The sequence below is a fragment of the Bacteriovorax sp. BSW11_IV genome, assembly GCF_000447755.1.
Taxonomy (GTDB): Bacteria; Bdellovibrionota; Bacteriovoracia; order Bacteriovoracales; family Bacteriovoracaceae; genus BSW11-IV.
In genome coordinates, this window is record NZ_AUNE01000005.1 from 16070 (window position 1) to 27127 (window position 11058).

At 37.6% G+C, this 11058-nt stretch carries 12 protein-coding genes; all 12 read left to right on the top strand.

The features are described from left to right. The first annotated feature begins 106 nt into the window (after window positions 1–106). Window positions 107–1954, top strand: a complete 1848-nt coding sequence (mnmG, locus tag M899_RS01645; RefSeq protein WP_021269705.1) for a tRNA uridine-5-carboxymethylaminomethyl(34) synthesis enzyme MnmG — start codon at window positions 107–109, stop codon at window positions 1952–1954. Then, window positions 1954–2610 (top strand): 16S rRNA (guanine(527)-N(7))-methyltransferase RsmG, encoded by a 657-nt coding sequence (locus M899_RS01650; RefSeq protein WP_021269689.1) that lies wholly within the window; start codon window positions 1954–1956, stop codon window positions 2608–2610. Before mnmG ends, M899_RS01650 begins: the two co-directional genes overlap by 1 nt. 49 nt (window positions 2611–2659) lie before the next feature. Then, the gene (locus tag M899_RS01655; RefSeq protein ID WP_021269662.1) at window positions 2660–3520 is read left to right on the top strand and encodes a ParA family protein; all 861 of its coding nucleotides are present in this window, start codon (window positions 2660–2662) and stop codon (window positions 3518–3520) included. A gap of 15 nt (window positions 3521–3535) precedes the next feature. Continuing rightward, window positions 3536–4480, top strand: a complete 945-nt coding sequence (locus M899_RS01660; protein WP_021269693.1) for a ParB/RepB/Spo0J family partition protein — start codon at window positions 3536–3538, stop codon at window positions 4478–4480. A 121-nt stretch (window positions 4481–4601) separates the two neighbouring features. Then, a complete protein-coding gene (locus M899_RS01665) occupies window positions 4602–4940 on the top strand; it encodes a bactofilin family protein (RefSeq protein WP_021269681.1) in 339 nt (112 codons plus the stop codon). 143 nt (window positions 4941–5083) lie between these two features. Further along, window positions 5084–5527, top strand: coding sequence for a F0F1 ATP synthase subunit B family protein (locus M899_RS01670; RefSeq protein WP_021269657.1), 444 nt, complete (start codon window positions 5084–5086; stop codon window positions 5525–5527). A gap of 13 nt (window positions 5528–5540) precedes the next feature. Further along, the gene (locus M899_RS01675; RefSeq protein ID WP_021269661.1) at window positions 5541–6065 is read left to right on the top strand and encodes a F0F1 ATP synthase subunit B family protein; all 525 of its coding nucleotides are present in this window, start codon (window positions 5541–5543) and stop codon (window positions 6063–6065) included. Window positions 6066–6078: 13 nt separating this feature from the next. Next, window positions 6079–6618, top strand: coding sequence for a F0F1 ATP synthase subunit delta (locus tag M899_RS01680; protein ID WP_021269643.1), 540 nt, complete (start codon window positions 6079–6081; stop codon window positions 6616–6618). Between the two features lie 27 nt (window positions 6619–6645). Beyond that, window positions 6646–8154 carry a F0F1 ATP synthase subunit alpha gene (atpA, locus tag M899_RS01685; protein WP_021269677.1) on the top strand — a complete coding sequence of 503 codons (1509 nt, stop codon included), beginning with the start codon at window positions 6646–6648 and terminating at the stop codon, window positions 8152–8154. A gap of 55 nt (window positions 8155–8209) precedes the next feature. Further along, a complete protein-coding gene (gene atpG / locus M899_RS01690; protein WP_021269695.1) occupies window positions 8210–9076 on the top strand; it encodes an ATP synthase F1 subunit gamma in 867 nt (288 codons plus the stop codon). An 11-nt stretch (window positions 9077–9087) separates the two neighbouring features. Next, complete coding sequence (gene atpD, locus M899_RS01695) at window positions 9088–10515, top strand: F0F1 ATP synthase subunit beta (RefSeq protein WP_021269654.1); 1428 nt, start codon at window positions 9088–9090, stop codon at window positions 10513–10515. A gap of 19 nt (window positions 10516–10534) precedes the next feature. Next, entirely contained in the window at window positions 10535–10960 is a 426-nt protein-coding gene (atpC, locus tag M899_RS01700; RefSeq protein ID WP_021269651.1) for an ATP synthase F1 subunit epsilon, read from the top strand. Window positions 10961–11058: the final 98 nt, after the last annotated feature.

Below are 11058 nucleotides of genomic sequence, written 5' to 3' on the forward strand. Positions count from 1 at the left end.
TCTATAGAATTTTAAATAGTTATGGACTTTTTTTCGTATTTGGACTAGAAAATGTTCCACGTAGAACTTTTTTATTCTTTTGTTCCACGTGGAACAATGGGGAAGCATGAAACAATTTGACGTAACTATCATTGGTGGTGGTCACGCTGGTGTTGAGGCGGCTTGGATTTCTGCCCAGTTTGGGTTGAAAGTGGCCATCGTTACAATTCCAGGTGTTGGTCTAGCATCTGCACCTTGTAATCCTGCTGTTGGCGGGGTTGGCAAAGGTCAAGTCGTGAGAGAGATCGATGCTCTCGGTGGATTAATGGGTAAGCTAGCTGATAAGGCCGGCATTCAATACCGTATTTTAAATGAATCGAAGGGGTACGCTGTTCAATCGACTAGAGTTCAAGTTGATAAAGAGCTTTATAGTCAATACGCTGAAGAGTATGTTTCTCAGGTTACAAATATTGAAGTTATTCGTAAGTTGGTCTTGTCTATAGTCGACGCTGATGGTGGCTTTATCGTTACTACAGATGATGAGGCTATTTTTTCGAAAAAAGTAGTCGTCACAACTGGTACTTTTCTAAATGGGAAGCTTCATACTGGAGAAGAGCAGGTTGAAGGTGGAAGAGTTGATTGTCAAAAATCACCAGGCCTTTCGAGTATATTTTCCAAAGTAGAAACTCTTGGTAAAAGATTTAAGACAGGAACACCCGCAAGATTGGATAAGGCCACTATTGATTATTCAGTGATGGAAGAGCAGGCAAGTGACGAAAGAGCTAGAAACTTTAGTTGTCTATCGGATCCATTAAGTCGCAATTCACGTCAGGTGTCTTGTTTCTTAACAAGAACAAATCAAACAACATTAGATATAATTAGAGATAATAAAGAGCGAAGCCCGATCTTCAATGGTCAAATACAGGGAATTGGTCCACGTTACTGTCCATCGATTGAAGATAAGGCCTTCCGTTACCCAGAAAGAAATAGTCACCATGTTTTCATTGAGCCTGAGGGACTAGATATCCAAACAGTCTATCCAAATGGTGTATCAACTTCACTTCCAAAAGAAGTTCAGCTTGAATTTCTTAGAACAATTGATGGTCTAGAGAATGTTGAGATCTTGGTCTATGGTTATGCGGTTGAATATGACGTAGTGGATACATCAAAGCTTAATCTAGGCCTTGAATACATTGATATCCCTGGTTTGTATTTTGCTGGCCAGGTTAATGGTACTAGCGGTTATGAAGAAGCTGCTGGTCAGGGAATTATTGCAGGAATTAATGCTTCTCTAAGTGTGTTGGGGAGAGAAAAGTTCGTGTTGTCTCGAGATGATACTTATATTGGTGTTATGATCGAGGACTTGGTCTCATCTAAGAGAGATGAGCCTTATAGATTGTTTACGGCAAGAAATGAAAACCGTCTTTATGTAAGAGAGGATAATACACTTGTTCGTCTTTATAATTATCGTAGAAGTTTTGGTTTGAATGATACGCTTGATATTTACTTGGATGAATACATTCGACAATATGATCTTCTTTGGAATGTCTGTAAAAAATTTGTCTATAGAATAAGCGCTGAAACAAAGCAGTACTTTTCTGAAAACAATTATGGCCCATTGGATACCAATACGTTTATGTTTGAGCTCATTAAAAGATCTCAACTAGACCCGTATGAGACTTTAAAGAGGGAGTTGCTCAATAAAGGACTTCTTTTTGATGATAATGTCGTTCGAACTGTGGCAATTGGGATTAAGTACGAAGGATATATTCAAAGAGCGAATAGTGAGAACGAAAGAGTAAATAGACTTGCATCTATGAATATTGACTGGCAAAAGCTCGTTGAGTCGGGAAATATTTCTTATGAGTGCAAACAACGAATAAAAGAGATTAGGCCAGAGACTTTTGGCGCTCTTCAGAAGATAGATGGAATTAGGCCAGCAACCTTGGCCTATGTAGCAGGAAATATAATTTAATGAAAGAATTTGCAAAACAATATCTGGCAATACTAACTGGTAGGCTGGCAGGACTTAACTTAACAAGAATTGAATCAGAAGAAGACTTTTATATGAAGCAGATTGTTGATTCAGTTCTACCTTTGGAGCAGAGTGATGTATTTGTCGAGGCCCTGCAGAGAACTGGTGTCCATGTTGATGTAGGGTTCGGTGGAGGTTTTCCATTACTACCAATTGCTAAAGCTGTACCCGAGTTAAAGTCAGTTGGATTTGAAGCAAGAGGTAAGAAGGCAAAGGCGGTTCAATCTATTGCTGATGAACTTGGTCTTACAAATGTTAAAGCTCTTCACCAACGTGTAGAGAATGTCTACTTTGACTGCGATGCTGTTGTAACATTGAAGGCCGTTGGTAAAGTTGAAGACTTTCTTCCTTTGTTAATTTCAGATAAGAATTTATACGTGTTCTTCTACAAAGGTCCCAACTTTTATGAACTAGAGAATTTAGAAAAGATCATGAGGTATTGGGAACTAATAGAAGAGAAGTACTATGATCTACCTGGTACAGAAGGACGTATGTTAGTTGGATTCAAAAACAGAAATGTTCTACGTGGAACATTAATCAAAAGATTACAAAAAAATAAGCAGAAAGACCTTGTCAAACTCACTGACTTACTTTAATCCTAATATAAGAAATTTGAACATCAATTGATCACTTTGGGGGATCTAAATGGCTAAAATTATTGCTATGATGAACCAAAAAGGCGGGGTTGGTAAGACAACTTCGGCCATTAATCTTGCTGCTTGTTTAGCAGTTGCTGAGAAGAGAACATTAATCATTGATCTTGATCCTCAGGGGAATGGTTCTGTTAGTGTTGGTTTAGACTCAGCGCAGCATACTGCGTGCAATATTTATCATGCACTTATTGGTGAAGCCAATATTAAAAATGCTATTTATAAAACTGAACTACCATACTTTGATATCTGTCCATCTGATAACAATCTATCTGGTGCTGAAATTGAACTTGTAAGTTTATTTGCAAGAGAAGCGAAACTAAAAGTCGCTCTAATGGAAGTTTCTGACGATTATGATTTTATCATTATCGATTGTCCTCCATCACTTGGTCTGCTTACAGTTAATGCTTTAAATGCAGCTGATACATTTATTGTTCCTATGCAAACAGAATATCTTGCAATGGAAGGACTTGCTCAGCTTGTGAATACAGTGAAGCTTATCAAAGCTTCATTAAATCCAAGACTAGAAATGGAAGGTATCCTTCTAACTATGTTTGATGCACGTTCATCACTTCACAAGCAAGTTGCTGGTGAAATTAGAAAACACTTTGCAGACAAAGTTTTTGAAACAGTTATTCCAAGAAACGTTAAGCTTGCTGAATGTCCAAGTTTTGGTAAGCCAATTATTCTTTACGATATTGAATCAAAAGGCAGTGAAGCCTATTTAGCATTGGCCAAGGAATTAATTCTAAGAAGTAGAGCACAGGCCGTTAATGTCGCAAACACTCCAGTTCAAAGAGAAGTGCCTCCGGCAATTCCTTCGACACATGAGAGTTTTAGCCAACAACAACTGTAGAATTAGGAGAGAGACATGGCCAAGAAAGTTGCTCTAGGAAAGGGAATTGCTTCACTAATTGGTGGATCAAATACTGATTACACTAATGCATTGAAAGCAAAGATGGCATTAGATGAAGAGTTCACTGCTGAACAAGCAGAAGCATCTGTCGTTGCTGAGCCAACAAAAAAAGAAGAAGATCATTCTCCATATATGATTGATGTTGCTTCGATTATTACTAATCCGAATCAACCAAGAAAAATCTTTAAAGAAAAAGAGTTAGAAGAACTTTCTGAATCGATTAAAGAAAATGGAATTATTCAGCCGTTGATTGTAGTAAAAACGGATGAAGGTTTTGAACTAGTCGCAGGGGAAAGAAGACTTCGTGCTGCTAAAAGAGCAGGTTACGAAAAAGTTCCAGTTGTAATTAAAAGAGCTACAGATAAAGACAAGATGGTAATGTCTATTATCGAAAACGTTCAACGTAGTGACCTAAACTGTGTTGAAGAGGCCCTAGCTTATTATCAATTAATGGATGATTTCAAACTTACTCAAGAAGAAGTTGCAAAGAAACTTGGAAAAGAAAGATCTACAGTAGCTAACTTTCTACGAGTACTAAAACTTCCAAGAGACGTAATTGAATTACTTCAAAAAGAAGAATTATCATTCGGTCACGCTAAGTTACTTGCGGCAGTTAAAGAAAGAGAGAAGTGTATTCGTGTAGCACATGAAGCAGCTCTTAAGAATTTATCTGTTCGTGAAACTGAGAAACTTTTGAAGGCCAGAGTTGTCGCTAAAAAAGAAGCTGATGGAAATGTATATTTCGAAGAAAAGCTTGATCAGTATAAGCAAAAGCTTGAACAAAAAACTGGATTCCACTTTGCTATCAAATCGAATAAAAAGGGTGGCGGACAAGTTATGTTGAACTTCAGCAACGAAGCTGAGTTTAATGATATTTACGAGTTTCTTTTAAATAGATAAACTCATATGGTCCTATAGAACCACTGAACTGGTTCTATAGGGGCAAAATATAAAGTGGTCCCATAGGACCAAAAAATCAAAAAAAGTGGTCCTATCGGACCACTATCAATTTGAGGGAATAATGGCCAAGGATAAAGGTGAAATTTCAGCGATCATTGAAGAGGGATGTAAGTTTGAAGGAAATCTTTCTTTTAACGGTGTTGCTCGTATTGCTGGAATAGTAAACGGAAGTATCTTTTCTAATGACACAGTTATCGTGTCAGAGGGTGCCATTATTAACGCAGATATCAACGCAAACGTCATTCTAATCAGTGGTACGGTTAAGGGTAATGTAAAGGCCAGCTCAAGGGTTGAAATCATTAAACCGGCAAGATTTGAGGGCACAATTACAACACCAAGTTTAATTGTTGAGGAAGGCGTTATTTTCCACGGTACGACTAAGATGCACGACAGCAAATAGTTGCGCAATTAATCAAACAAAATATTTTGAACAATTATAAAAACCAATGCGTAGGACCGAAATACCTTGACGAATTTTGCCCGTAAGTTTATTCATTAAACTCGAATTCGTAAGATGCATCTAATCTATGGAGTAAGGCCTTTATGGATACTATTATTGGTATTTTTAAGTCACTTGGTGTTGACAGCACTGTTTTCACACAATTTATCATCATCTGTATTCTTTATCTCGTTTTGAGAAATTTACTTTTCGGAAAGCTTCAAGAAGTTCTTGAACTTAGAGAAGGTAAAACGACTAAGCTTGAAGAGAATGCAAATAAGAAATTTATTGAAGCTGAAAATCTAGCTAAGTCATACAAAGAAAAAATCAACAATGCGCAGTCTGAAGCATTTTCAAAACTAAGCAAAGTAAAAGAAGAAGTTCTTGGTGTTGAAAAGCAAAAGCTTAAAGCAGAAGAAGCAAAACTTAATTCTGAAATTGAAGCGAAAGCACAACAATTTGCGAATGAAGTTGAGCAAAAGAGACAAGAAGTTCTTGCTAATGCAGACGCTCTTGCAAACGATCTAATTACTAAACTTACAAATTAATAATAGGTGGGTCATGAAGAAGACATTACTAGTTTTATCTATTCTTCTATCTAATGCATACGCTGCTGGTGGTGGAGGTCATTTAACAGATCTTGTTATCCCAGCTCTTAACTTTGTTGTATTCGCTGGAATTATCTTTCTTGCTATCAAAGGGCCAATGAAGAAAATGTTCAGTGAAAACGCTGTTAAAGTTAAAGAACTTTATACATATGCTGAAGGTAAAGATAAAGAAGCTCAAATCAAACTTGATATGTATGAAAAGAAAATGAATTCATTACAATCAGAGATTCAAAAAATTAACGAAGACATTCAAAAAGATGAAATTGTATTCAAGGAAAATGTAGCTAAGGAAACTGCTGCTCAACTTGAAAAAATGCAAAAAGATTCAATTCTTAAACTAGAGAGTGAAAAAAATTCTCTTCTTAAGAATCTAAATGAAGCTCTAGTTAATGAAGTAATTACTAAAGCAAAAAATAAAATTTCAGAAAATAAAGATTACAAAGAAAAAGCAACGAAGAAACTTGTTGCTGAACTTTAATAATGGGTGAGAGATGAAAGAACAAAACGTTTCTAAGGCCTACGCTAAAGCAATCATCGAACTTGGTAAAGAATCAAAGATTGATGTTGCTAAAGAACTTACAGACCTAAGTGAACTCATTAATAAATCTGGCGATCTTGAGACGCTACTTTTCTTAGACGTGTTTACTGTTGAAGAAAAATTAGATGTGGCGAAAAAAGTTATGGCCAAGATTAACACTTCAGATCTTGTTCAAAAGTTTGTTGCGTTCCTTATCGGTGAAAAGAGAATGAACCTTTTCCCACTGGTTTTCAAAGACGTGATCGTTATTGATGATCATGAGAAAGGTTTCCTAAGAGGAACAATTGAAGGAAGTGAAGATCAAGTATCTGACGAATTCAAAAACAAAATGATAACTTATCTAAAAGATAAAGCTGGAATCAGTGCTGAACTTAAGTATGTAAAGAACGAGTCAATCACTGCTGGTTACAGAGTAACTGTTGAAGATCTACAACTAGATGCTTCATTAGATAACCAATTAGAAAAATTTAAAGAAACAGTATTAAATAATTAATTTCTTAACCACGAGTAGAGGTACAAGATGTCAATGAACCCAGAAGAAATTACGAGCATCATTAAGGATAGAATTGCTAATTTCGAAACAAAATTAAAAGTTGATGAAGTTGGAACAGTTCTAACTATCGGTGACGGTGTTGCCCGTGCTTTCGGTCTTAAAAACGTTATGGCCGGTGAGCTAGTAGAATTTGAAACAGGAACTAAAGGAATGGTTCTAAACCTAGAAGCAAACAACGTAGGTATTGCTGTACTAGGGGAAGACCCAAATATTAGAGAAGGATCAACTGTAAAAAGAACTGAAAAAATCGTTGAAGTTCCAGTTGGTGACGCTCTTCTTGGTCGCGTAGTTAACGCTATTGGTGAGCCTATTGATGGTCAAGGTGAAATCCGCGCAACTGAGTACAGACAAGTTGAAATTAAAGCTCCAGGTATTATTGCAAGAAAGCCTGTTCATGAGCCAATGCAAACTGGTCTTAAAGCAATCGACTCTATGATTCCAATTGGCCGTGGTCAGCGTGAGCTTATCATTGGTGACCGTAAAACTGGTAAGACAGCTGTTGCACTAGATACGATTATCAACCAAAAAGGAAAAGATGTTGTTTGTATCTACGTTGCTGTAGGACAAAAGCAATCAACAGTACGTCAAGTACAACAAAAACTAAAAGATGCTGGTGCTCTTGATTATACAATCATCGTATCTGCAACTGCTTCAAATACAGCTCCTCTTCAATTCCTTGCTCCATATACAGGTTGTACAATGGGTGAGTTCTATAGAGATGCTGGTAAGCACGCGCTTATCATCTATGATGACTTAACAAAACAAGCACAAGCTTATAGACAGATGTCACTTCTTCTTAGACGTCCACCAGGCCGTGAAGCCTTCCCAGGGGACGTATTTTATCTTCACTCAAGACTTCTAGAAAGAGCTTGTAAGCTTTCTGATGATCTTGGAGCAGGTTCACTAACTGCACTTCCAGTTATTGAAACTCAAGAAGGTGACGTTTCTGCATATATTCCAACAAACGTTATCTCTATTACTGACGGACAGATCTTCCTAGAGTCAGACCTTTTCAACTCTGGTATCAGACCAGCAGTAAACGTAGGTCTTTCAGTTTCTAGGGTAGGTGGTTCTGCTCAGATTAAAGCTATGAAAAAAGTTGCTGGTACTCTTCGTCTAGATCTAGCTCAATACCGTGAACTTCAAGCATTCGCTGCTTTCGGTTCAGATCTTGATGCTACAACTAGAAAGCAATTGAGCAAAGGTGAGAGACTAGTTGAACTTCTTAAGCAAGGTCAATACCAACCAATGGACGTATTAGACCAAGTAGCTGTAATTTACGCTGCAACTAAAGGTCTTCTAGACGAAGTTCCTGTAGCAAGAATTAGAGAATGTGAAAAAGATCTTCTTGAGCACCTAAACTCTAAGCACGCTTCACTTATGACAGACGTAAGAGCTGCAAAAGTAATCGAAGGTGCTAATGAAGGTAAGCTTGTAGAAATCATTAAAGAATTCGTAGCTACTAAAAAATACTAATTATCTTCGAAGGGCCCGAAATAAACCGGGCTCTTTAAAGTGATTGAGGGGCCATATGGCAAATATTAAAGAACTAAAAAAGAAAATTAAGAGTACGAAAAGTACTTTGAAAATCACGCAGGCCATGAAGCTTGTTTCAGCTGCAAAGTTGAACAGAGCTCAGCAAGCGATTCAAAGTGCACGTCCTTATGCTCTTGAGCTTGAAGATACAATCAAAACTGTATCAGCTCTTGTTCAAGATTATTCGCATGAGTACTTAGAAGGTAACGATAGTAAGCACTCGGTTCTTTTAGTTATTTCTGCTAACAAAGGTCTTTGTGGTGGTTACAACTCTCAACTTGCAAAAGAAGTTAAGAAATTTGTAACAGCTTCAAATGAAGACATCAAAGTTTATTACGTTGGTAGAAAAGTAAAAGAGCTTATCCAAAAAGAAGTAAATTCAGGAAAGACATTCACGTTTGATAAAGCGGATGCATCTTTTGCTGAAATTCAATCTATTGGAAATGAGCTAGCAGCTATGTTCAAGACAAAAGAAGTTGGTAAAGTTTATGTTGCTTACAACGTATTCGAATCAGCAATTTCTTTTATCCCTACTGTTAAGCAAATTCTTCCTCTTTCTATGGATGAAAAAGTTAGAGAAGAACTTAAAGAAAAATATCCATTTGATTTCAAGTACCAACCGTCACCTGAAGTTATTTTGGATACACTAATTCCAGAAGCATACACTAGTACTTTATGGACTTGTATGTTAGACGCTGTTGCTGCTGAACATGGTTCACGTATGACAGCTATGGATAGTGCCGTAGGAAACTGTAAAGAAGAAATTAGAAGTCAAACATTGAAAATGAATAAGTTGAGACAAGCGGCCATTACAACTGAGCTAATCGAAGTTGTGTCTGGTGCAGAATCTCTCAACGGTTAAGGAGCATAATGATGTCAGCTAACACAGGGATTATTAAGCAAGTTATGGGTCCAGTAGTAGACGTTGAATTTCCAAACGGAAAAATTCCAGCAATCTACAACGCCCTAACTGTTACAAACAAAATGATCAACGACAAGGAAAACAACCTTGTTCTTGAGGTTGCTCAACACCTTGGTGACAACCTAGTAAGAACAATCGCGATGGACGCTTCTGAAGGTCTTTCTCGTGGTCTAGTTGTTACAGATACAGGTGCTCCAATTCAAGCGCCAGTAGGACGTGAATGTCTAGGTCGTATTATCAACGTAGTTGGTGAAGCGATCGACGAAAGAGGAGAAATCGGTAACAAGAAATCTTACTCTATTCACAGACCAGCTCCTGAGTTCGAAAACCTTTCGACAAAAGCAGAAGCATTCTTCACAGGTATCAAAGTTATTGACCTTCTTGCTCCATACCTAAAAGGTGGAAAGATTGGTCTATTTGGTGGTGCCGGTGTAGGTAAAACAGTTCTTATTATGGAGCTTATTAACAACATCGCTACTCAACACGGTGGTTTCTCTGTATTCGCTGGTGTAGGTGAGCGTACTCGTGAAGGTCGTGACCTTTATGATGAGATGAGTGAATCAGGCGTTATCACTAAGACAGCTCTGGTTTACGGACAGATGAATGAGCCACCAGGTGCCCGTGCACGTGTTGCTCTAACAGGTCTATCTGTTGCTGAATATTTCCGTGATGAAGAAAAACAAGACGTACTTTTCTTCGTAGACAACATTTTCAGATTTACACAAGCTGGTTCTGAGGTTTCTGCCCTTCTAGGACGTATTCCTTCAGCGGTAGGTTACCAACCAACTCTAGGTACTGAAATGGGTGCTATGCAGGAGCGTATTACTTCTACTAAGCATGGTTCAATTACATCTATCCAGGCCGTATACGTTCCTGCGGATGACTATACTGACCCTGCTCCAGCAACAACATTTGCTCACTTAGATGCAACTACAGAACTTTCAAGATCAATTGCAGAAAAAGGTATTTACCCAGCAGTAGATCCACTAAGTTCATCATCAACAATTCTGACTCCAGCAATTCTTGGTGACGAACACTACAATACAGCTCGTTCAGTTCAACAGATTCTTCAAAAGTACAAAGAACTTCAAGATATTATCGCGATTCTTGGTATGGATGAACTTTCTGAAACAGATAAAGTTGTTGTAGCTCGTGCTAGAAAGATTGAAAAATTCCTTTCTCAACCATTCTTCGTTGCTGAGCAATTTACTGGTAACCCAGGAAAATTCGTTTCAATCGAAGACACTATTTCTGGATTCAAAGCAATCCTTAATGGTGAAGTTGATGATCTACCTGAGCAAGCGTTCTACCTACAAGGTAACCTTGAAATGGTTAAGGAAAAAGCTAAACAACTTCAAGCTGAGGCCAATAAAGCTTAGTTTGATTGAGGGTTAAATTATGAACAACTTTACAGTAGATATTTTGACTCCAAATAAAGTCGTGGCTAAAGACATTCCAGCTGAGAATGTCTTTATCCCAACTCTTAAGGGTCAAATCGAAGTAATGAAGGATCACACTCACATTGTTGAGAAACTTGATACAGGACTAATTACTGTTATCGGTTCTGGCGATGAGGCGAACAGATACTTCACAGTTACAACAGGGATTTGTAAAGTTCTTGCAGGTAAAGTTCAAATTCTTTCAAATACATCTGAAGAATCTTTCGAACTTGATCTAGAAAGAGCAGAACATGCTCTTAAAGATGCTCAAGGCAAACTTGCTAATACTACTCTTTCTGATGAAGAAATTGTTAAGTATCAGCGTAAAGTTGAGAGAGCTAAGCTACGTATTCACTGTGCTAAGCTTAACGCAGCTAGAAAGTAAGCAATTCCTGATTAAAACAATCAAAAATAAAAAGGCCCAGTATTCAACTACTGGGCTTTTTTTATCATCTTGAATTATCGAAAAATTTTGAAACAATA

What these genes read in the sequence shown, in the direction of transcription:
- mnmG (WP_021269705.1), top strand. Translation starts at nt 107, where the DNA reads ATGAAACAATTTGACGTAACTATCATTGGTGGTGGTCACGCTGGTGTT.
- M899_RS01650 (WP_021269689.1), top strand. Translation starts at nt 1,954, where the DNA reads ATGAAAGAATTTGCAAAACAATATCTGGCAATACTAACTGGTAGGCTG.
- M899_RS01655 (WP_021269662.1), top strand. Translation starts at nt 2,660, where the DNA reads ATGGCTAAAATTATTGCTATGATGAACCAAAAAGGCGGGGTTGGTAAG.
- M899_RS01660 (WP_021269693.1), top strand. Translation starts at nt 3,536, where the DNA reads ATGGCCAAGAAAGTTGCTCTAGGAAAGGGAATTGCTTCACTAATTGGT.
- M899_RS01665 (WP_021269681.1), top strand. Translation starts at nt 4,602, where the DNA reads ATGGCCAAGGATAAAGGTGAAATTTCAGCGATCATTGAAGAGGGATGT.
- M899_RS01670 (WP_021269657.1), top strand. Translation starts at nt 5,084, where the DNA reads ATGGATACTATTATTGGTATTTTTAAGTCACTTGGTGTTGACAGCACT.
- M899_RS01675 (WP_021269661.1), top strand. Translation starts at nt 5,541, where the DNA reads ATGAAGAAGACATTACTAGTTTTATCTATTCTTCTATCTAATGCATAC.
- M899_RS01680 (WP_021269643.1), top strand. Translation starts at nt 6,079, where the DNA reads ATGAAAGAACAAAACGTTTCTAAGGCCTACGCTAAAGCAATCATCGAA.
- atpA (WP_021269677.1), top strand. Translation starts at nt 6,646, where the DNA reads ATGTCAATGAACCCAGAAGAAATTACGAGCATCATTAAGGATAGAATT.
- atpG (WP_021269695.1), top strand. Translation starts at nt 8,210, where the DNA reads ATGGCAAATATTAAAGAACTAAAAAAGAAAATTAAGAGTACGAAAAGT.
- atpD (WP_021269654.1), top strand. Translation starts at nt 9,088, where the DNA reads ATGTCAGCTAACACAGGGATTATTAAGCAAGTTATGGGTCCAGTAGTA.
- atpC (WP_021269651.1), top strand. Translation starts at nt 10,535, where the DNA reads ATGAACAACTTTACAGTAGATATTTTGACTCCAAATAAAGTCGTGGCT.